We start from the raw sequence: 21,989 nt of genomic DNA, 5'->3' as shown, positions 1-21,989 counted from the left end.
AGTGCTGTCCCTATGCCGGCATGCGAGCCGGCCTGATCCGACAAGGAGACATTCGTCATGGCTGAAACGCTAATCAAGGTCGACCTGAATCAGTCCGCATTCGATAACGAGCAGGTGCACAACCGCTGGCATCCCGACATTCCGATGGCCGCATGGGTCAAGCCCGGCGAAGAGTTCATCCTGGAGACCTACGACTGGACCGGCGGCTTCATCAAGAACAACGATTCCGCGGACGATGTGCGCGACATCGATCTGTCGATCGTCCACTTTCTATCCGGGCCGGTCGGCGTGCACGGCGCGGCGCCGGGCGATCTGCTCGTCGTGGATCTGCTCGATATCGGCACGAAGGCCGATAGCCAGTGGGGCTTCAACGGCTTCTTCTCGAAGAAGAACGGCGGCGGCTTCCTGACCGATCACTTCCCGCTCGCGCAGAAGTCCATCTGGGATTTCCACGGGCTCTACACGACGTCGCGCCATGTGCCGCAAGTCTCGTTCGCCGGCCTGATTCATCCGGGTTTGATCGGCTGTCTGCCCGATCCGAAGCTGCTCGCGACCTGGAATCAGCGCGAGGTCGATTTCATCAAGACGCAGCCCGACCGCGTGCCGCCGCTCGCGAATCCGCCGTTCGCCGCGACCGCGCACATGGGCAAGATGACGGGCAACGAGCGCGAAAAAGCCGCGGCCGAAGGCGCGCGCACGGTGCCGCCGCGCGAGCATGGCGGCAATTGTGACATCAAGGATCTGTCGCGCGGGTCGAAGATCTTCTTCCCGGTGTACGTGGATGGCGCGGGGCTGTCTGTCGGCGATCTGCATTTCAGCCAGGGCGATGGCGAAATCACGTTCTGCGGCGCGATCGAAATGGCGGGCTGGGTGCATATGCGCGTGAGCGTGATCAAGGACGGCATGGCGAAGTACGGCATCAAGAACCCGATCTTCAGGCCGAGCCCGATCACGCCGCGTTACGACGACTATCTGATCTTCGAAGGCATTTCCGTCGATGAAGCGGGCAAGCAGCATTATCTCGACGTGCATATCGCGTATCGGCAGGCGTGTCTGAACGCAATCGAATATCTGACGAAGTTCGGTTACACGCGCGCACAGGCGTATTCGATTCTCGGGACCGCGCCGGTGCAAGGGCATATCAGCGGCGTGGTGGATATTCCGAATGCGTGCGCGACCTTGTGGCTGCCCACGCAGATCTTCGACTTCGACATTCGCCCCAACGCCGATGGCCCGGTGAAGGCTGTGAAGGGCGGCGTGGATATTCCGCTGTCGCAGGACAAGGCCTGACGTCGAGGCGATCGAACGGCGCGATGCGAGGCACGCATCGCGCCTTCTTGCACTGAGCGGGGGACTCATGCCGATCTATCAATACGAATGTGAATTTTGCGGCAGCTTCGACGTGATGCGCAGCATCGCGGATCGGGATGCGCCGCATCTGTGTCCCGAATGCGGCACGCAGACGACGCGCGCCATTACGAGCACGGCGATGCTTTCGCTGATGCCGCAGAGCCGGCGCGATGCCTGCGCGACGAATGAGCGCAGCGCGCATGCGCCGACGAGTTCGAAGAGTCTTGGGTATCGGCATGGACCTTCATGTGCGTGTTGCAAGCCGAAAGTGGGCTCATCGGGCGATGCCGCGCGGTCTGCGATGAAGTCGCCGGCGGGGCGGCCTTGGATGATCAGTCATTAGCTTGATGCTCGGGCTTTTTTTGTTTGCCTGGGCTTCTATGGAATCCTGTTTTCGCGTCGGTCTATTAGCACTGCCCCTGTGCGGGGCGGCAGTCACTTTCTTTGCTGCTGCAAAGAAAGTAACCAAAGAAAGCAGCTCGAGCCGCCCGCGGTCACACGCAATTTGGCCACTATTCTCGTTGTTCGTGGGCTCAGTAGCGAGTGCCCTCGTAGGCCTAACCGGGCTTGGACCGCGCACGATCTGCCGAGCTAGTTCCCCAGGGACACTGGTTCAGCACGAAAGAGTTCCGGCACAGCGCTACGCGCTGCCGTGGGGTAAGCAAGGGAAACCGGCGAGAAAAAGGATACGCAGAAGCACCCGCGGACCCGATTGACCCATCGGCCGCGAAGCGGGCCGGAGCTATTTGGTGCTGAACCAGTGTGTTATGTGGTGCGATGTGTCAGACCGTGCGCGGTCCAAGCCCGAGGTGGCCTGTGAGGGCACTCGCTACAGAGGCCACGAACAACGAGAAGAACACCCAAATTGCGTGTGACCGCGGGCGTCTCGAGCTGCTTTCTTTGGTTACTTTCTTTGCAGCAGCAAAGAAAGTGACTGCCGCCCCGCACAGGGGCAGTGCTAATAGACCGACACGAAAACGGGATCCGGCGACCACTAGGCGAACCGAAACGAAAGTCCCTAACACGCTCAATCGCCACGCGAGCCATGCCGCTCACCGATCTGCGCAATCGCAATCCGCGCAGCCTTGCGCACTTCCGGATCTCCATCGCCGAGCGCGGCCTCAAGAACGTCGAGCGCGTCGCGATTACCAAGTTCGCCAAGCGCGAGCGCGGCCTCCTTGCGGACGTTGCTGATCGGAAAGGTCAGCAATTCGGCAACCGCGTGCGTGCTCGCGACATCGCGCAGACGACCGAGCGCACGCGCCGCCTGCAACGTCACCTGCCAGTAATCGTCCGCGAGCGCGCGTTCGAGCGCATCCCGCGCGGCAACCAGGCGCAGCTTGCCGAGCGTGGCGGCCGCCTCTTCGCGCACGCGCCATTCATCATCCGATAGCGCGTGCTTCAACGTATCGAGCACGCTGTCGTCGGTCGCGAAGCCGAGCGCGCCGACCGCGGCATGACGCACGTCGACCGACGTATCGGCGCGTGCGAGCTGCGTCAGTTGCGGCAGCGCGCTCGCATGACGCAGCCAGCCGAGCACGCCGACCGCCTCGCGCCTCACGAGAGCCGCCGCATCCGACAAAGCCGCGAGCGCGGGCTGCGCCGCCTTCGGCAGGCGCAATTCGCGCAATGCGCGCAGCAGGGCCGCGCGCGTGAACGCATCGGCACTGGCACTCGCGAGATGCGGCAGCAGACGTTCGCCCGCAACGGGGTCCTTCAACGCGGACAGACTGTCGGCGGCGGCTTCGCGCGTGCCCGTGTCGCTATCGGCCAGCGCGGCGCACAGCGCATCGACGGCTTCATCCGTATCCCATGCGCCGAGACGTTGCGCCGCCGTCCGACGCACGGCGGCATCCGCGTCGTGACGCAACGCATCTGCGATCGCGGGCAGCCACGCTTCTTCTTCGAGGTCGGCGGCTTCGATGACGGCGAGGCGTCGCACGGCGGCGTCGGCATCGGTGAAACGCGCGGCGAGGGCGTCGTCGGTGACTGGATCGAAGAGAGGATTGGTATGCGTCATGAAAAAACCGAGTGTGAGATGTCGATGCGCGCGGGCGCGTCGCTCGACGTGACGGGTGCGCCCGCATGCGGATGGCGAAGCAGCGCGAGGCAGCGGCGCTTCAGCGCGACGAACGCCGGCTCGGTGACGAGGTCGCGCTCGCGCGGCCGCGCGAACGGCACGCGCAGTTCTTCGAGCATCGTGCCGGGGCTGTGGCTCATCACGAGAATGCGGTCGGCGAGAAACAGCGCTTCGTCGATGTCATGCGTGACGAACACGACAGTCGGCCGCCGCTCGCTCCATACATCGAGCAGGAGCGACTGCATCAGTGCGCGTGTTTGCGCATCGAGCGCGCCGAAGGGTTCGTCCATCAGCAGGACGCGCGGTTCGTTGAGCATCGCGCGCGCGATCTCCGCGCGTTGCTGCATGCCGCCCGACAGTTGCGCGGGATAGCGATCCGCGAACGCGCCGAGCCCGACGCGATCGAGCAGCGCCTGCGCGCGACGATGCCGCTCGCGCTTGCCCACGCCGCGCATCTTCAGGCCGAAGGCGACGTTGTCGAGCGTCTTGCGCCACGGCAGCAGCGTGTGCTGCTGAAATACCATGCCGCGCTCGGGATGCGGTCCGTCGATCGGCTTGCCGTCGAGCGTCGCGCGTCCCGCGTGCGCGCCGACGTGTCCCGCCAGCGCGGCCAGCAAGGTCGACTTGCCGCAGCCCGACGGCCCGAGTATGCAGACGAACTCGCCCGCTTCGATGACCGCGCTCACGTCGCGCACGGCGGTGAAGGCGTTCTCGCCTTCGCCCAGCGTGATGGCGAGCGCTTCGAGTTGGATGCGGCCCGCGCTCATCGGCGGCTCCCAGTGGCGAGCCACGGCGTGAGCCGGTTGCCGGCGATACGCACGAGCGCGCTGCTGCCCATGCCGAGCAGGCCGATCAGCAACATGCCGACGACCACATCGGGATAACGCTGCACCGTGTACGACTGCCACGTGTAATAGCCGATGCCGAATTGACCCGAGATCATCTCGGCGGTGACGAGGCAGAACCAGGACGTGCCCATGCCGATCGCGAGCCCGGTGACGATCGCGGGCGCGGCGCCCGGCAGGATCACTTCGCGCAGAATCACGCGCTGGCTCGCGCCGAGACTGCGCGCGGACGACACGAGGCGCGGCTCGACGCCTTCGACGCCGTGGATCGTGCCGAGCAGGATCGGAAAGAATGCGCCGGTGAAGGTGATGTAGATCATCGACATTTCGGAAGATGGAAACATCAGGATGGCCAGGGGTATCCACGCGACGGCGGGAATCGGCCGCAAGACTTCGAGCGGGGTGAGCAGCGCGAGACGCGCCCATTGCGAACGGCCGATGGCGAGCCCGAGCACGACGCCGCCGACAGCCGCCGCGAAATAACCCGCCGCGATGCGTCGCACGCTGCTCGCGAGATCCGACAGCAGCTTGGGCGAATGCGCGAGTTCGACGATGGCCGCGAGCGTATCGGCGGGCGTCGGCACGTTCTCGAAGGTGACGATGCCGAGATTCCAGCGCTGGGTCGTCGCGAGATGCCAGAGCACGAGGCACAGCGCGAGCGACGCCCACTGCACGCCGGCACGCGCGCCACGTGAACGCAGGAGCGATGGAGTGGAGTATGCGAGCGTCGCCATGTTCGCCTCAGCGGTTGGCGAGCGCGGTCGGCTGGCGTACGGCGGCGAAATCGAGCACCTGGCCGCCATGCGCGTTCGCCCACGCCTGCGCGCGATCCTTCAGCAGGAACGCGTTCAACTGGCCGTCGCCGGTTTTCGCGAACCATGCCTGATTGCCGAGCAGCTTGATGCCGCTCTCGCGATCCTGCGCATAGAACGCGCGCACTTGCTTGCCGTCGCGCTCCAGCGTGGCCAGTTCGCGCACAGCCTCTTCCGGCGATGCGAAACTGCGCACCTTCGCCTCGCCGCGCACCCAGATCTGCGCGACGCGATCCGTCTGCGCGATCGGCTTGCCGGTCAACGCATCGTTCGCGACGAGCGGCGTCGGCGCGTAGTTCTTCAGCGCGGCGTCGTAATCGAGATGTTCGGCTTTGAAGGCGGCGCGCAGATAACTATCGTCGATAAAGGTGTTCGCGTTCAGATCGCCGTCCGCGCGCTTGAGCAGCTTGAGCGTATCGAACGAAGTCTGCACGGCCTTGCGATACTCGGGCTTCCACGTGAGATCGCGCGTCTGCAAACCGAGCGGGCCATGAAACAGATAATCGACTTCAGGCTCGATGCCCGTGACCTTCGCGATCAGTTCGCTGTACTTCTCCGGCTCGGCCGTGAGCAGCCGGTTCGCTTCGATCGCCGCGCGCAGATACGCCACGACGACTTCCGGATACTTCTGCGCGTAGTCCTTCTCGACGAGGGTGCCGTGCAGCGTCGCCGATCCGGCCTGCGAACCGTCGTAGATCTTGCGCGCGAAACCGCGATATGGGAACAGTTCGGCAAAGGGCACGAAGTCCGCGTGCGCATCGATCTTGCGCGTCTGCAACGCAGGGCCGGCCACTTCGGGCGCCTGCGTGACGATGTTCACGTCGCGCTCCGGGTCCCAGCCTTGCGCGGCGACGGCGCGCAGCAGCATGCCGTGCGCGGTCGATGCGAACGGCACCGAAATGGTCTTGCCCTTCAGATCGGCGATGGACTGCGCCGACGAATCCGTCGGCACGACGATGCCGTTGCCGCTGCCGCGCACGCTGCCCGACAGCACGCTGATGAAAATGCTGCTCTTGCCCGCCTTCTGATTCGCGACGCCGTTCAGCACGCCGGGGAAATCGGCCATCGAGCCGAAGTCGAGCTTGCCCGCGACCATTTCATTCGTGATCGGCGCGCCGCTCGTGAAGTTCTTCCACTGGATGTCGTACTGTGCATCCTTGTATTTGCCGTCGTGCGGCAGGTATTTGTCGAGCAGATGCAGCTCGCGGATCAATGCGCCGCCCGCCGCCGTGTTGATCGTCGTGTCCTGCGTGCCGATGGCGACGCGGATCGTTTCCGCATGCGCGGCGCTTGCGAAGAGCGCCGCCGTCAGGGCCAGCAATAGCGTCTGTTTCATGATGCGTGTGTCCTCGTCATCGAAGAAGATACGGAATGTCGACATGCACGGCATTGGTCGGACAATCGCGCTCGCAGGGCATGCAGTACCAGCATTCGTCGAACTTCATGAAGGCCTTGCCGGTGTCGGGATCGATCGCGAGCAGATCCATCGGACAGACGTCGATGCAAACCGTGCAGCCCTTGTCGGCGATGCACTTGTCTTCGTCGATCATCACGGGAAGGCTCGAGCGCTGACGCGCTTCGCGGGGCACGAGGGCCATGCTTTTTTCTCCTATGCAGCGACGGGCTGCGACGTGCGAGCGAGCCGCAGACGCGAATACGCGCCGCGCTCGGACTCGTCGATGGGAACCACATACGGTTCCACGGCTTTTTTGAACGACGTCATGCGTCCCGATGCATCCTTCTTCAGATGCGCGTGGCAGAACCACTCGTCATCGTTGCGCTCGGGAAAATCGACGCGATGGTGATAGAGACCCCAACGGCTCTCCGTGCGATACAGCGACGCGCGCGCGGCCATCTCGGCGCAATCGAGAATCGCGGCGACTTCTGCGGCGCGCATCAGTTCGTGCGGATCGGCGGCGGCGAGGTTCTCGACATCCTCGCGAATCTCCGCGAAGCGTTGCAGCCCGATCTCCATGCGCCGCGTGACCTTGGGCGGCTGCAGATAGTCGTTGACGAAGCGGCGCAGCTTGTATTCGACCTGCGCGGGCGGCAGGCCGTGCTCGCGCGTGAGCGGCGCGAAGATGCGCGCACGTTCCTGTTCGACCTGCGATGCATCGAGCGCCGGCAGCGCACGGCCCGCGACATGCGAGGCGGCGTCTTCACCCGCGAACCAGCCGTAGGTGAACGCGCCGAGCATGTAGTTGTGCGGCACGGCGGCCATGTCGCCCGCTGCGTAAAGCCCTTGCACGGAGGTGCGCGCGTGCTCGTCGACCCATACGCCCGACGCACTGTGACCGCTGCACAAGCCGATCTCCGAGATATGCATCTCGATCATGCGCGTGCGGTAGTCGTTGCCGCGTCGCGCGTGAAAGCGTCCGCGGCTCGGGCGCTCGTTGGTGTGCAGGATCGTCTCGATGGTCTGAATGGTTTCTTCCGCGAGATGATCGAGCTTCAGAAATACGGGACCGTTTCCGCTCTGGAGTTCCTGGTAGAACTCCCACATCATCTGCCCGCTCCAGTAATCGCATTCGATGAAGCGTTCACCCTTGCCATTGGCCGTATAGCCGCCGAGCGGGCCGGTCACATACGCGCACGCCGGGCCGTTGTAATCCTTGATGAGCGGATTGATCTGGAAGCATTCGAGATTCGATAGCTCGGCGCCGGCGTGATACGCCATCGCGTAACCGTCGCCGGCGTTGGTCGGGTTCTCGTAGGTGCCCATCAGATAACCCGATGCCGGCAGGCCCAGGCGTCCGGCCGCGCCGCAGCAGAGAATCACGGCCTTCGCGCGGATCACGTAGAAATCGGCGCTGCGGCAATCGAAGCCCATCACGCCCGCGATCTCGCCGTTCGGGCCGTTCAGCAGGCGCGTCGCGACGACGCGATTCGTGATCTCCACGCGCGCACGTTTCAGCTGCCGGTACAGGACCTTCTTGACGTCGTGGCCTTCGGGCATCGGCAGCACATACGCGCCCATGTGATGCACCTTGCGCACCGCGTAATCGCCGGTGTGATCCTTCTCGAACTTCACGCCCCAGCGATCGAGCTCCTCGAGCGTCTTGAAGCTGTGGCGCGCATACGCGTAAATCGTGGCCTGATTGACGATGCCGTCATTCGCGACGGTGATTTCCTTCGTGTACTGCTCGGGCGTCGCGTGGCCGGGAATGATGGCGTTGTTCAGCCCGTCCATGCCCATCGAGATCGCGCCGCTGCGCTTCACGTGCGCTTTATCGATGAGCAGTACGCGCAGGCTCGGGTCACGCTGTTTCGCCTTGATGGCCGCCATCGGGCCGGCCGTGCCGCCGCCAACGACGACGATGTCGTATTCGAGTTCGTGGGTCTGCATGATCTGGGATCGCCGCTTGTTATGACAAGTCAGGACCAGATTCTAGAAGCGCGCGAACCGCGTTGGAATCAATTGTTTGTGCTTTGCTTGTGCCTGCTTCGAATAACGCGCCGGGCGCTGGCGGCAGGCCGCTCGCGGTCGATGCGCAGACGATACTGAAACGTATCGCCACGGAAATAGAGGTATTCGAAATCGACCGGCTGGCCCTGTGCATCGTGCGTAAGGCGCTCGATGCGCAGGAGCGGCGCGCCTTTCTTCACATCGAGCGCCTCCGCGATATCCTGCGCGGCCGCGATGGCGTCGATGGCGAGATCCGCGTGGCCGAGCGGCATGCCGCAGTCGTTTTCGAGCATCAGGAAGATATCGCGCGTCGCGAGTTCGGCGCGCTTGAGACGCTTGCCGACGGCCTCGGGCAGAAACGTCACTTCGTACGAAACGGGCGCGCGATTGAGCAGCCGCACGCGATGAATCTCGGCGACGCTCGCGCCCTCGGCAAGACCGAGTTGCGCCGCGACTTCCGCGGGTGCGCTGACGAAGCGCATCTGCACGACGCGGTTGATGATCTCGTGGCCGCTTTCCGCCATCGCTTCGGCGAAACCCTGCAGCGACGTCACGTTCTGAAACGCCTTGGGCTGCGACACGAACGAGCCCTTGCCGTGGACCTTGAAGATCAGCCCTTCCTTCTGCAGGTCGCCGAGCGCCTGGCGGATCGTGATGCGGCTCACGTCGAACATCGCCATCAACTCGCTTTCCGATGGCATGCGGCTCATCGGCGGATAACGGCCATCGAGAATGCCGGTGCGCAACACGTCCTTGATCTGTGCGTAGAGGGGCACGTGTGAATCGAGCGAGACGGATGGGCGGCGGATGGGCATGGGAGAGGGCGGGGCAAGGAGGCGGCGCATCGAGCAGCGATTATAGCGGCGCGTCCCGGCTTCATCCCCATAAACAAATGACGAAATATTGGTTAGCCGCGCTCGCCGGGTCATCGAGAATGCAGACTGGCTAGTTCGAGTCGCAGCGAGGATCGAAGATGAGTGAGCGCAGCGCGTGGAATGCACGGGGAACGGGGCGGTCGTCCTCGCCGGTTACGCTCGTGACCGTGCCCGGCCTGTACGGCAGCGAAGACGCGCACTGGCAGAGCTGGCTGGAGCGCGAGATACCCGGCGCGCGGCGCGTCGAGCAGCGTGACTGGGATGCGCCGAATCTCGCCACCTGGAGCGATGCCGTGCGCGACGTGATCGCGAGCGTCGACGGCCCTGTGGTGCTTGCGGCGCATAGCTTCGGCTGTCTTGCTACGGCGCATGCGTTGTCGCACGCGGGCGCTTTTCATACGCATGGCGCGAGCGTCAAGGGCGTGCTGTTCGTCGCGCCCGCGAGTCCGGCGAAGTTCCGTTTCGCGGGTGCGTTCAGCGCGCGCCGGCTCGATACGCTATCGCTCGTGGTCGGCAGCGAGAGCGACCCGTGGATGCCGCTCGATGAAGCGCGCACGCTCGCGCAACGCTGGAACAGCGCGTTCGTGAATCTCGGCAACGCGGGGCATATCAACACATCGGCGGGATTCGGGCCGTGGCCGCTCGCGAAGCATTTCGTCGAAACGCTCGCGCGCCGCGTATCCTCCGAATACGAAGAAGAGGAGCAACGCGCGTACGGCTGATCCCGCATCGGGATGACGCGCGATGCCTGCATGGCCGCCTTCGGGCGGCCTTTGTCTGTCGTGCGGTATGGTTTGAACCCCTGTCTGGAGAAAAAATGGCGGTCTATAAAAAGCTGGTCATCACCGTTGCGCTCGGCCTCGCGGCGAGCATCGCGCAGGCTGAAACGACGTTGCTCAACGTGTCCTACGACGTGACGCGCGAGCTCTACAAGGATATCGACGCGGCCTTCGTCGCGGACTACCGTCAAAAGACCGGCGAGACGGTGTCGGTGCGGCAGTCGCACGGGGCGTCGAGCGCGCAGGCGCTTTCGGTGACGCAAGGCCTTCAGGCCGATGTCGTGACGATGAACCAGCCGAACGACATCGACCTGCTCGCGGAACGCGGACAACTGGTGCCCGCGAACTGGCGCAGCCGTCTGCCGGACGCGAGCGCGCCCTATACCACGACGATGGTCTTTCTCGTCCACAAGGGCAATCCGAAGAACATCAAGGACTGGAGCGATCTCGCGCGGCCCGGCGTGCAGGTGGTGGTCGCCAATCCGAAGACTTCGGGCAACGGGCGCTATGCGTATCTCGCGGCGTGGGGTTACAAGAAGCAGCAGGGCGCAACCGACGCGCAGGCGCAGGACTTCGAGAAGGCCATCTTCAAGAACGTGCCCGTGCTCGATACGGGCGGACGCGGAGCCACGACGACGTTCACGCAGCGCGGCATCGGCGACGTGCTCGTCACGTTCGAGAACGAAGTCGGGTTGATGAGCGCCGGGCCGGGTGCGAAGGATTTCGAGGCGGTGTATCCGTCGGTGAGTCTGCTGGCGGAGCCGCCGGTCTCGATCGTCGACAAGGTGGTGGACAAGCGCGGCACGCGCAAGCAGGCGCAGGCGTATCTCGACTTCCTGTTCACGCCGGCTGCGCAGGAGATCATCGCGCAGCATCATCTGCGGCCGCGCAGCGCCGATGTGCTGGCGAAGCATGCGGGTGAATTCAAAGCACTGAAGACGTTTACGGTGGAGCAGATGTTCGGTAGCTGGCAGAAGGCGCAGCAGACGCACTTCGCGGATGGCGGCACCTTCGACCAGGTCGTGGCCGACAAGAACTGAGGCTGCCCGTCACGTCAGCGCGATCCTCCTGCGCTGAACCACCGCGCCGCCCTTGCGGCCCACCACTTCGAGCCGCTGCCCCGCCGCGGGGCGCGGCAGCTTCAGCGCCCCGTCCTCGATCGCTCGCGCCGCCTCCAGCGGCCTGCCGTCGACATAAAGTTCAAGCTCGTCGAGCCCGGCCGCCGTGACGGTCAGTTCCGACTTGCCGAGCGTCACGCGCAAGCTCGAATACGGCGCGCCCGCCAGAAACCGCGCGCACCAGTCGATCAGATCGACGTTGCCATCAAGCACATCGCGACGGGTCATCGCATACGGAATGCCGGCGATGCCCAGGTCTTCGATCGGCACGCCGGCCGCGTCGCCGGCACGCACCGCGCGGCGAAACGCCATCGTGAAGCTCACACCATCGGGCAGTCGCGGCAGCGCGAAGTCCGTGCCGTCCAGCGCATCGGCCAGGTCATGGTTCGTCCACACGTTCGCGCCGCCCGCGCCGGTCGCCTGGCCCACGCACACCAGCGGTCCGATTTCGTTGTCCACGAAGCCCGCGCAGAAAAGATCGCCGGATGAGTATGTATTGGCGTCGGCGACGCAGACGACCGGCCCGCCATAACGCTGACCGACGTCGTCGCACCAGGACGGATCGGTGATCGGCAACGCCTGCGAGTACGCCTCGCCGGTCGAGATCGCCGATTCGAGCGACGCGATCCACGGTTCGAGCTCCATGCGGTTGAACGCGCTCTTCGCCATCGCGCGCGTCAAAGGCGTGGCGACGAGGCTGAAGCGCGTCGGCTGCACCTTGTTCGGCGTGAAGAGTTGCAGGAGGCGCTCCGCCGCCCAGATCAGGCCGCCGGGATTGCCGCGCACATCGACGATGAGCCCGGTGTCCGGCAATTGTTCGACGAGACGCGTGACTTCATCGACGAAGGCTTCGTGATCGTTTACATCGAAGGTCCAGATGCGCACATAGCCGACATCGCCGAGCACTTTCGTCGGGTACGTGCGCGCGGACAGCGCGTCGGGAAAGCGGGTTTTGATCCAGCCGGCGTCGCGCGCCATCTCCGCGCGCAGATGCTCGGCGTGCCATTCCTTGCCGGAGAACATCAGCTTTTTCGCGCGCCGGACCTGTTCCGCCGCCGGACTCACCGCGACGCGCAGCGCAGTGTGCGCGCCGGGCCGCACGCCGGTCGCGGGGCGGCCCGGCCAGACGATGCGCCACGGTATGCGTACTTCGCGCCGCGCGCGCGCCGGACCATCGCGAAAGCCGATGTCGACCCATAGTTCGTCGGGCGGCGGACCGTACTGCAGCGAGCGGAACGTCAGCGATTCGAGCGCGCGAGCGAGCCGCGCATCGGGGCGTCCGCCCGTTTCGCGGTCGGCATGGATCGCGACCGCGCGCTCGAACGGTATGCCGTTCCAGGTGTCCAGCAGGACGCCGGGCTTGAACGCGGGGTCCTTGATGAGCTTGCTGTGTCCGACTTTGGTGACGAGAAACTGCGGCTCGTCCGTCGAGCCGTACTGTTCGACCAGAAAGGGCAGTTGCGCGACCGCGCCGGCGAGCGACGCCGGTCCGGCATAGAGCGTGTGCGCATCGCGCAGATCGACGATGATGCCCGTCACGATCATATGGAACTCGGCCTCGCTCATGTCGGCGCCGCGCACGCGCAGGAGTTCGAGCGCCTGCACGGGATCGTTGGCGTAACCCGCGCGCTTTTGATGCAGATGACAGTACGCCCCGCCGATCGCGGTCAGCAGCGCATCGACGATGACTTCGCGATCGGCGGCATCGAGCTGATCGCCGGACGCGGCCGGAAGCCGCGCGTGAGTCGTCTTCATGAAGCCCGTGCGATCGGCGAGCAGCACGCCCGTCTGCGACTTCAATAACGATGGTGTTCTCGTGGCCATGATTCGCTCGCGATGTCACGCATAGAACTTTTTGAGACCGTCGAGCAGTCCGCCGTGGAACCCGCGTCCCACGAGCGAGGCGAAGAAGGCCGCATCGTGTTCGAGCGGCTGGATCGGCGGCACGACGATTTCGCCGAGATTCTTCGGCAGCCCGCCGATGGGCAACTTGCCGAGCGGCATGTCGAGCGCGAGCCGCAGACGAGGCGCTTCGCCCGCCAGCCGCGCCTGCGCCGACGCATTGCCGGCTGAGTCGATGGCCTTCTTCGGATCGGCGCGCACCTGTTCCAGCCGCGTCAGCACCTGCGCGAAACTCCACGGCTTAGAGGCGTCGTCGAGCTTCGTCATCGACAGGACGCGCTTCGTTCCGGCAATCTTCAGTTCGGATGGAAACGTCGCCTTCGCGGCCTTCATGAGCGTCGCATTCCCGTAGCGCGCGCGTCCGCCGATGACCACCAGCCGCACGTCTTGCTCGGTGGCGGCGAGCACGGTCGCGAACGGATCGGCGGCGGCTTTGGCCGCGATGACGACGACATCGCCGAGCGCATCCGGCTGAAGGCGTCCGGCCTGCACGTTCCACGGTCCGGCGAGCGCGTCGCCGGGTTCGCACGTGATCATGCGCACGAGATCGAAGGGCGTGAGCTTCCATCGCTCGTGCTGGCTCACCAGCGCGGCGACCTTGATTTCGCCGAGCACGTTGCGCGTGCCCGATGGCCCCCAGTCGGACCCGACGCACACGCGGATCTTCCTCGCCCGCGCGGACGGCACGTTGGTCGTGCTGCCATAGAGCCACAGGTTCGAGAACGGCGACCAGACGACGGTGCCGGGATCGGTCCAGGCATCGTAGTCGCCCGGATTGAGCGCATTGGTGTGAATGGCGACGAAATCCTTTTGCAGGCAACCGCACTTGCGCGCGCTCTGATACTCGTTCACGGCGATGGAATTCACTTGCCCTTCGGCGCAGTGATAGATGAAGCCCGCGCCCGCTCTCATCTGCGCGGATCGCGTCGCGAGGACTTCGGGCTTGAGCGTCAACGTGGATGCCAGCACGCGGTTCGACAAGACGTTCCCGCCGAAGCTCTCGTCCTCGACGTTGCGCACCATCCAGCCGTCGAGCGGCCGGTTCTTCGGCGGCGAACCCTGAATGCTCGTCGTCCCGCCGACGAGCGCACGCACTTCGGCGTAGGCGAGCAAGGCTTCGGGCGCGGCCTCGATGAACGCGTAGGCGGGCCAGGTGATGTCGCCGGCATAGGTGCTGGCGGACGGCCACGAGTCGTGATGCAGGAACGGTGTCGTGCGGCCGGGCTCGGTCCAGAGCGGCAGCGTCGCGTAGGCGAGATGACTGTGCAGATCGATGAAGCCGGGCAGCACGAGGTCATCTCCGACATCGACGGCGGCGGCCTTGTCGAAGCCGCTGCGCGGCCCGGCCGCATTGCCACGCGTGACGCGTTCGATGCGCCCGTCGTCGCCGATCCACACCTTGCCGGCAAACGTGCTTTTCTCGGACGTGTGCGCAAGCGCGACGATGCGGCCGGAAATCACCAGACTCACGCTGCCTCCCGGATGTTTTTCGATACCTTATTGTCCCGAGGATAGTGGGCGTTTGCGCATTTCCCAAGAAGATTTCGGGCATCGAAATAATGCCGTGCGTAACTATAATTTGCTGCATCCCGGCGAGACGCGCGCAATTTGGCCGCGCTACGCTATGCCCTTTACCTGCGAGGTGAGCGCGATGCCGTCATCGACACCGACCGTGAAGCTCATCGTCGTCACCGTGCTCGTCGGGCTGGGCGCGGGGCTCGGCGGCATGCTGCTCGCGCTGCTGCTGCACGAGATCCAGCACGTCGCGTTCGGCTACAGCCTCGATGCGTTGACCGGCGGCGAAAGCTTTCTCATCGGCATCTCGGCCGCGTCGCCGCTGCGCCGCTTCATCGTGCTGACGCTCTGCGGCGTGATCGCGGGCGTCGGCTGGTGGTGCGTGCATCGCTTCGGCAAACCGCTCGTGAGCATCCGCCAGGCCGTCGATTCCGAGGATCCGCGCATGCCGCCCGGCAGCACGATCGCCCATGCGCTTTTGCAGATCGTCACGGTGGCGATGGGCTCGCCGCTCGGCCGCGAAGTCGCGCCGCGCGAAATCGGCTCGCTGTGGGCGGGCTGGCTCGCGCACTACGCGAAGCTCACGCCCGCGCAATCGCGCATCATGGTCGCGTGCGGCGCGGGCGCGGGACTCGCCGCCGTCTATAACGTGCCGCTCGGCGGCGCGGTCTTCGTGCTCGAAGTGCTGCTCTGCACGTTCGATGGCGTCATCATCGCGACGGCCTTCGCCACTTCGGCGATCGGCGCGATCGTCGCGTGGATCGGCCTCGGCGACGGGCATCAGTACCGCTTGCCCGCCTTCGCGCTCGATACGCAGATGGTCGTCTGGGCCATCGTCATGGGACCCGTGTTCGGCGCGGCCGCATGGTGCTTCATGAAGCTCGCGAGCGCCGCGCGCAAGAGCGCGCCACGCGGCAACGCATTGCCCGTGCTGTCGATCCTGAACTTCGCGCTGATCGGCGTGCTCGTCATCTGGTTCCCGCAACTCGCGGGCAACGGCCGTGGTCCCGCCGGTCTTTCGTTCGACGATTCGCTGGGCTTCGCGCTCGCCGGCGTGCTGCTGATCCTGAAGGTGACGATCGAAGTCAGCTCGCTGCGCGCGGGCGCGCAAGGCGGCCTGCTCACGCCGAGCCTGACGAACGGCGCGTTGCTCGGCGTGGTCCTCGGCAGCGTGTGGAACGCCATCTGGCCCGGCACGCCGCTCGGCGCGTTCGCGGTGATCGGCGCGGCGGCGTTCCTCGGCCCGGCGATGCAGATGCCGCTGACCGCGCTCGTGCTGATGATCGAGTTCACGCGCTTCAATCACGACTTCCTGATTCCCACGGCGCTGGCCATGGCGGGCGCGTCGCTTGCCTATCGCGCGCTCGCGCAGGCGCGCATCGAACGCCCGTCGACTGCGCCCGAGCAGACGCTGCGGCATCTCACCGACTGAGAACGTGCGCTACTTGTGCGTCTCGTGATCGGCTCGCGCGACGCTCGAACCCGACGCGACGGGCGAGCCCATCGCCTGAAATAGTGCGGCCGTGTCGCTCATGCGCGCGCTGCTCGCGCGGATCGTGGAGAGCCGCGCGTTGAGATACTGCTGTTCGCTGCCGCGCGCGGCGCGCGGCGGGATCGCGCCGAGCCGCACGCGCGCCGCCGCATCCGCCGATGCGTCGCGCGCGGCGTTGCTGGCGGTGTCGGCGAAGGCGAGCGCTTCGCTGTCGGTTTCGAGCGACGCCAGCGTGTTCGCGACATTCTGAAACGCCGCCAGCACGGTCTGCTTGTACTGTTCGACAGCGGCGTCATACGTGGCGATGGCCGCGCGCCGTTGCGCGAGCAGCGCGCCGCCATGAAAAAGCGGCTGCGACAGCGACGCGCCCACGCTCCACAGCGCGCCCGCGCCGGACAGCGCCGTCGGCCAGTCGAAGCCGCCTTTGCCCATCGACGCGGAGATCGAAAGACTCGGGAACAACTGCGCCGTCGCCACGCCGACTTGCGCGGCGGCGCCTTTCAGCGCGGAGTCGGCGGCCTGGATGTCAGGGCGCGTTTGCAGCAGTTCGGATGGCAGAACGACCGGCACATCCGGCGGCACCGTGAGACTCGCGAGGTCGAGATCGTCGGGCGCGCGATCCGGCGTGCGTCCGAGCAGCACGGCGAGCGCATGACGCGTCGCGAGCCACTGCGCGCGCAAGCCCGGCAATTGCGATGCGAGCGATGCCGCGTTCTGTTGCGCGCTGAGCATGTCCGCGCGCGATGCCGAGCCGAGCGCATAGCGGCGCTCTGCATCATGTGCATCGTCGTTGGCGAGTGCGACGAGGCGTTCGGTCACGTCGATCTGCGCATGCAATGCCGCTGCGCCGATCGCGCCCGTCACGATGTTCGCCGCGAGCGCGCGACGCGCGGCATCGAGCTGAAAGGCCTGTTGATCGACCTGCGCGGCGAGCGCGGCGTTCGCGAAACGTGCCGCGCCGAAGAGATCGAACGTGTATTGCGCCTGAATCTGGCCGACGAAAAGGTTGTAGAGCACGGTCGGCGGGCCGCCCTGGGGAATGCCGAAACCGCGTTGCCGGGTCGCTTGCCCGCCCGCATCGATCTGTGGCAGCAGCGACGATCCCACTTGCGCGCGCAACTGCTCGCGCGCGGCGACGAGGCCCTTGTCGGCGGCGGCGAGATTCGGGCTCGCGCGCAAGCCTTCATCGACGAGCGCATTCAGCGCATCCGAGCGATACAGCTTCCACCATTCCGGCACGGGCGCGGCGCCCGCGACGAAGCGCTGCGATGCGCCTTCGGCCGTCACGCTCGCGTCCGCCTGCGGCTTAGCGCCGTAATGCGCGGGCTGCGGCATGGCGGGCGGCTTGCCGTCCGGGCCGAACGCGCATGCGCCGAGCGCGCAGCACGCCGCGATCATCAAAAGCCGGCGATTCATGACGATGCTCCTTCGCGTTCGTCGAGCTTCACGCGAAACCACGCGGCGTAGAGCGCGGGCAGATAGAAGAGGGTGAGCACGGTCGCGCTCGTGATGCCGCCCATCAGCGCGGTCGCCATCGGGCCGAAGAAGTTGCTGCGCAGAAGCGGAATCAGCGCGAGCACGGCGGCGGCTGCGGTCAGCGTGATCGGCCGGAAACGCCGCACCGTCGCGCCGATGATCGCATCGAAACGCTTGTGCCCGGAGGCGATGTCCTGCTCGATCTGATCGACGAGAATCACCGAGTTGCGCATGATGATGCCGAACATCGCGATGACGCCGAGCATCGCGACGAAGCCGAACGGCTTGCCGAACGCGAGCAGCGTCACGACCACGCCGATCAACCCGAGCGGCGCGGTGAGGATGACCATCATGACGCGCGAGAAGCTCTGCAACTGGATCATCAGAAGCGTGAGCACGACGATCACCATCACCGGAATCTGCGCGTTGATCGACGCCTGACCCTTGCCGCTTTCCTCGACCGGGCCGCCCACCTCGATGCGATAACCCACCGGCAGCGCGCGGCGAATCTCGTCGAGTTTTTTGTCGATAGCCTGCGTCACGTCGATGCCTTGCGCGTCGCCCTTGACGTCGGACTGCACGGTGATGGTCGGCTGACGGTCGCGTTCCCAGATCACGCCGTATTCGAGCGTATCGACGATGCGGCCCAGCGCGCTCAACGGTACCGGTCCGTGCGGCGTCGGCATCGCGAGGGTCGCGAGCCGCGAAGGATCGACGCGCTCGGCGCGCGGCGCGCGCAAATCGACGCTGATCAGCTTGTCGCGTTCGCGATACTGCGTGACTGTGGTGCCGGTCAGCGTCATCGCGAGAAAGCTCGCGACGTCCTGCGACGTGACGCCCGCATCGCGCGCTTTCTGCTGGTCGATCTCGAAGCGCACCGAGCGCTCCGAAGGCTCGTCCCAGTCGAACTGCACATTGGTCGTGCGGGCATCGGCGCGCATGTCGGCGGAGACCTGCTCGGCGATATGACGCACCGTGCCGATGTCGTCGCCGCTCACGCGGAACTGCACCGGATAACCCACGGGCGGACCGTTTTCCAGCCGCGACAGACGCGTGCGCACGGCGGGAAAGCGCTCGCGCAACATCGGATCGAGCCAGCGCGCGAGCGCTTCGCGCGCTTCGACCGACTTCGCCGTGACGACGAACTGCGCGAAGTTGGGTGTCGGCAATTGCTGGTCGAGCGGCAGATAGAAACGCGGCGCGCCCGTGCCGACGAAGCTCACCACATGATCGATTTCATCGCGGCCCTTCAGCGCTTCTTCGAGCCGCTTCGCTTCGCGCAAGGTCGCGTCGAACGATGCGCCTTCCTGCAACCTCACGTCGATCAGCAGTTCGGGACGGTCCGAGCTCGGGAAGAACTGCTGCGGCACGAGCGTGAAGCCGGCCATCGCGATGACGAACAGCACGACCGTGATCGCGAGCACCACGAAACGCCGCTTCACGCACCAGCCGACCCAGCGGCGCAGGCGTCCGTAGAACTTCGTGTCGTAGATATCGTGTTCGTGATCGTCGGGCAGATGCGCTTCCTTCTTGCGCTCGGGCAGCAGCTTGTAGCCGAGCAACGGAATCAGCACCACCGCCGCGAGCCACGACGCGATCAGCGCGATCGCCGAGACTTCGAAGATCGAGCGCGTGTATTCGCCGGTGCTCGATTTCGCGAGCGCGATCGGCAAAAAGCCCGCGACGGTGACGAGCGTGCCGGTCAGCATCGGGAACGCGGTGCTCGTGTAGGCGAACGCGGCGGCGCGCGCGCGCGTCCAGCCCTGCTCCAGTTTCACGGCCATCATCTCGACGGCGATGATCGCGTCATCGACGAGCAGACCGAGCGCCAGGATCAGCGTGCCGAGCGAGACCTTGTGCAGGCCGATATCGAACAGATACATGAAGAGCGCGGTGACGGCGAGCACGATCGGAATCGAGATCACGACCACCATGCCCGTACGCACGCCGAGCGACACCAGACTCACGATCAGCACGATGACGACCGCTTCGGCCACCGCCTCCAGAAAGTCGTCGACGGAATGCGAGACCGCGTGCGGCATGCTGGACACTTCGGTCAGCTTCAGTCCCGCCGGCAGTTGCGCGCGCAACTTGAGCATGGTTTCATCGAGCGACTTGCCGAGCCGCACGACGTCTTCGCCCGGCTGCATCGAGATGCCGATGCCGAGCACCGGCGTGCCCGCCGAGCGCATCTGTGTGGCGATCGGATCGATGTAGCCGCGCTGGATCGTGGCGATATCGCCGAGACGGAACGAACGGCCGTTCACGTTGATGAGCGTATCGGCGAGCGCATTCACGTCCTTGAACTGACCGCTCGGACGCACGAACACGCGATCGTTGGGCGTCGTCAGCACGCCTGCGGGGGATACGGCGTTCTGTCCGTCGATGGCCTGCGCGATCTGCTGCGGCGAGATGTTCAGGCGCGTGAGCGTGGTGTTGGGAATCTCCACGTAGATGCGCTCTTCCTGATCGCCGAAGTAGTCGACCTTCGCGACGCCCGGCACGCGCAACAGAACGGTGCGCAACGCATCGGCGTAATCGTGCAGTTGCGCGGGCGAAAAGCCGTCGCCTTCGAGCGCGTAGATATTGGTGTAGACGTCGCCGAATTCGTCGTTGAAGAACGGGCCTTGCACGCCGGGCGGCAGGGTCGCGGCGATATCGCCCACTTTCTTGCGGATCTGATACCACTCCTCCGGCACGTCCTTCGCGGGCGCGGAGTCCTTCATCTGAAAGAAGATCAGCGATTCGCCGGGGCGCGAGTAGCTGCGCATGAAGTCCGTGTACGGCGTTTCCTGGAGCTTGCGCGCGATGCGGTCGGTCACTTCCTCCTGCACCTGACGCGCGGTCGCGCCCGGCCAGAACGTGCGAATCACCATCACGCGGAACGTGAAGGGCGGATCTTCGGATTGCGCGAGCCGCGTGTACGAGAGGATGCCGAAGATCGTCGCCATCGCGATGAGGAACACGACGAGCGCGCGATGCCGCAGGGCCCACGCGGAGAGATTGAAGCGGCCTTCTTCGTGGCGATGCGGGTTGTCGTCTTCGCGAGTGTCGCTCATGACGCGAAGTCCTCGGGATGCAGCGGCGCGACGACGCGCACTTTCTCGCCCGCGGACACCGTATGCACGCCTTGCCACACGATGCGCTCGCCGGCTGCGATGCCGCCCGCGAGCGTCACCGTGCGCTCGCCATAGCGCGCGACGTCGACGCGTCTCAGTTCGAGCGCGTCGCCCTGCTTCACGACCCACACGGCGGGATGGCCGTTGTCGTGAAAGAGCGCCGTCGACGGGACGGTGAACGCACCTTGCGCGCCGCTGGACGCGGCGAACGCGATATCCGCCGTCATGCCGAGGCGCACGTCGGGCGTCGGCGCTTCGAGCGTGAGCTTGGCGCGCCAGGTGCGGCTTTGCGTATCGGCGGCGGGCGCGAGTTCGCGCACGCGCGCCTTGAAGGTCTGCTTCGGCAATGCGGCAAGTTTCACGCTCGCTTCGCGGCCCACGGCGAATGCGCCGAGCGCGGCTTCGGGCACGTCGCAGATCACGTCGATATCGCCGCTCCACGCGAGCGTGTAGACGGCCTGGCCTGACGTGACGTTCTGCCCGGTGTCGGCCTGCTCGGCGGTGATGACGCCCGCGTGATCGGCGCTGAGGGTCGCGTAGCGCAGTTGATCGGCGGACAGTCCCGCCTGCTGCTGCGCCTGATTGCGCTGCGCGAGCGCGGAAGCATAGGCGTTCTGCGTCTGTTCGAGCTGCGCCGGCGCGATGAGGTTTTCCGCAGCCTGCGCGCGATCGCGGTCGAGCTGCTGCTTTGCATAGACGAGCTGATGCTCGGCGGCGTCGAGCTGTGCGCGCGCGCTCGCGTTGTTCTTCTCGGCATCGGCGGGATCGAGCCGGGCGACGATCTGTCCGGCTTTCACGGTATCGCCGAGGCGCACGCGCCGCTCGAGAATCTTGCCGTTGATGCGAAAGGACAGCGGCGTCGAATAGCGCGACTGAACCTGTCCGGGCAGGCTGGACGTGCCCGCGTGACCGTCCGCCTGCGCCGCGACGGCGACGACCGGGCGGGGCGCCGGCGCCGGCGCTTCATGCCGTTTGCAGGCGACGAGCGCAACGCAGACGATGGGTACGAATGCCGCGCGCGCCACGACCGACGCGGGTGAGTGGAAGAGCTTCACAGGAACCTCGGCGCCCGCAAGGGCATGGTGCCGCGCGCCGGGCAACCGCGACGCGCCGCTCATGGGCGAAGCAAGAGAAAAGGGTGTCCGGCGAACATCGTCGAGAAGCGAACCTGAGCGGGGCGGATCCGTGCTGACCCGAAAGCCCCGTCCGGCAAGGGTTTC

The 21,989-nt window shown here is 65.7% G+C and carries 17 protein-coding genes; 5 read left to right on the top strand and 12 right to left on the bottom strand.

Annotated features, from left to right (window positions below):
- The first annotated feature begins 57 nt into the window (after positions 1–57).
- Together fmdA and NK8_RS19935 are read left to right on the top strand one after the other, a co-directional pair.
- The gene (gene fmdA, locus NK8_RS19940; protein ID WP_162067759.1) at positions 58–1,290 is read left to right on the top strand and encodes a formamidase; all 1,233 of its coding nucleotides are present in this window, start codon (positions 58–60) and stop codon (positions 1,288–1,290) included.
- Between the two features lie 67 nt (positions 1,291–1,357).
- Positions 1,358–1,693, top strand: a complete 336-nt coding sequence (locus NK8_RS19935; protein WP_213229187.1) for a zinc ribbon domain-containing protein — start codon at positions 1,358–1,360, stop codon at positions 1,691–1,693.
- 684 nt (positions 1,694–2,377) lie between these two features.
- Here NK8_RS19935 and NK8_RS19930 read toward each other — a convergent pair.
- From NK8_RS19930 to NK8_RS19900, 7 genes are all read right to left on the bottom strand, one after another.
- Positions 2,378–3,370, bottom strand: coding sequence for a HEAT repeat domain-containing protein (locus tag NK8_RS19930; protein WP_213229185.1), 993 nt, complete (start codon positions 3,368–3,370; stop codon positions 2,378–2,380).
- On the bottom strand, positions 3,367–4,197 hold the full coding sequence (locus NK8_RS19925; protein WP_213229183.1) for an ABC transporter ATP-binding protein: 831 nt from the start codon (positions 4,195–4,197) through the stop codon (positions 3,367–3,369). The genes NK8_RS19930 and NK8_RS19925 overlap by 4 nt, the downstream gene beginning before the upstream one ends.
- Positions 4,194–5,009 (bottom strand): ABC transporter permease, encoded by an 816-nt coding sequence (locus NK8_RS19920; RefSeq protein WP_213229181.1) that lies wholly within the window; start codon positions 5,007–5,009, stop codon positions 4,194–4,196. Before NK8_RS19920 ends, NK8_RS19925 begins: the two co-directional genes overlap by 4 nt.
- Before the next feature lie 7 nt (positions 5,010–5,016).
- Positions 5,017–6,423, bottom strand: a complete 1,407-nt coding sequence (locus NK8_RS19915; RefSeq protein WP_213229179.1) for an ABC transporter substrate-binding protein — start codon at positions 6,421–6,423, stop codon at positions 5,017–5,019.
- A 16-nt stretch (positions 6,424–6,439) separates the two neighbouring features.
- Positions 6,440–6,685 (bottom strand): ferredoxin family protein, encoded by a 246-nt coding sequence (locus NK8_RS19910; protein WP_008352838.1) that lies wholly within the window; start codon positions 6,683–6,685, stop codon positions 6,440–6,442.
- 11 nt (positions 6,686–6,696) lie between these two features.
- Positions 6,697–8,433 (bottom strand): fumarate reductase/succinate dehydrogenase flavoprotein subunit, encoded by a 1,737-nt coding sequence (locus NK8_RS19905; protein ID WP_213229177.1) that lies wholly within the window; start codon positions 8,431–8,433, stop codon positions 6,697–6,699.
- Positions 8,434–8,501: 68 nt separating this feature from the next.
- On the bottom strand, positions 8,502–9,308 hold the full coding sequence (locus tag NK8_RS19900; protein ID WP_213229175.1) for a GntR family transcriptional regulator: 807 nt from the start codon (positions 9,306–9,308) through the stop codon (positions 8,502–8,504).
- A 158-nt stretch (positions 9,309–9,466) separates the two neighbouring features.
- Between NK8_RS19900 and NK8_RS19895 the strand changes: the two genes are divergently transcribed.
- On the top strand, positions 9,467–10,090 hold the full coding sequence (locus NK8_RS19895) for an alpha/beta hydrolase (RefSeq protein ID WP_213229173.1): 624 nt from the start codon (positions 9,467–9,469) through the stop codon (positions 10,088–10,090).
- A 95-nt stretch (positions 10,091–10,185) separates the two neighbouring features.
- Positions 10,186–11,187 (top strand): sulfate ABC transporter substrate-binding protein, encoded by a 1,002-nt coding sequence (locus NK8_RS19890; RefSeq protein ID WP_213229171.1) that lies wholly within the window; start codon positions 10,186–10,188, stop codon positions 11,185–11,187.
- A gap of 9 nt (positions 11,188–11,196) precedes the next feature.
- Here NK8_RS19890 and NK8_RS19885 read toward each other — a convergent pair whose 3' ends face one another.
- Positions 11,197–13,089 (bottom strand): S41 family peptidase, encoded by a 1,893-nt coding sequence (locus NK8_RS19885; protein WP_213229169.1) that lies wholly within the window; start codon positions 13,087–13,089, stop codon positions 11,197–11,199.
- 15 nt (positions 13,090–13,104) lie between these two features.
- Entirely contained in the window at positions 13,105–14,637 is a 1,533-nt protein-coding gene (locus tag NK8_RS19880; protein ID WP_225936287.1) for a hypothetical protein, read from the bottom strand.
- Positions 14,638–14,818: 181 nt separating this feature from the next.
- Here NK8_RS19880 and NK8_RS19875 point away from each other — a divergent pair, with 181 nt between their 5' ends.
- Complete coding sequence (locus tag NK8_RS19875; RefSeq protein ID WP_225936286.1) at positions 14,819–16,114, top strand: chloride channel protein; 1,296 nt, start codon at positions 14,819–14,821, stop codon at positions 16,112–16,114.
- A gap of 9 nt (positions 16,115–16,123) precedes the next feature.
- On the opposite strand, the gene NK8_RS19870 is transcribed toward NK8_RS19875, so the two are convergent.
- From NK8_RS19870 to NK8_RS19860, 3 genes are read right to left on the bottom strand one after another with little or no spacing between them, the layout of a single operon-like run.
- Positions 16,124–17,590, bottom strand: a complete 1,467-nt coding sequence (locus NK8_RS19870; protein WP_213229167.1) for an efflux transporter outer membrane subunit — start codon at positions 17,588–17,590, stop codon at positions 16,124–16,126.
- A complete protein-coding gene (locus tag NK8_RS19865; protein ID WP_213229165.1) occupies positions 17,587–20,709 on the bottom strand; it encodes an efflux RND transporter permease subunit in 3,123 nt (1,040 codons plus the stop codon). The genes NK8_RS19870 and NK8_RS19865 overlap by 4 nt, the downstream gene beginning before the upstream one ends.
- The gene (locus tag NK8_RS19860) at positions 20,706–21,824 is read right to left on the bottom strand and encodes an efflux RND transporter periplasmic adaptor subunit (RefSeq protein ID WP_225936285.1); all 1,119 of its coding nucleotides are present in this window, start codon (positions 21,822–21,824) and stop codon (positions 20,706–20,708) included. The genes NK8_RS19865 and NK8_RS19860 overlap by 4 nt, the downstream gene beginning before the upstream one ends.
- Between the last annotated feature and the right edge of the window lie 165 nt (positions 21,825–21,989).

The sequence above is a fragment of the Caballeronia sp. NK8 genome (assembly GCF_018408855.1).
Lineage (GTDB): Bacteria > Pseudomonadota > Gammaproteobacteria > Burkholderiales > Burkholderiaceae > Caballeronia.
Note: the sequence above shows the minus strand (reverse complement) of the source record. Positions and strands in the feature narration are given on the sequence as shown.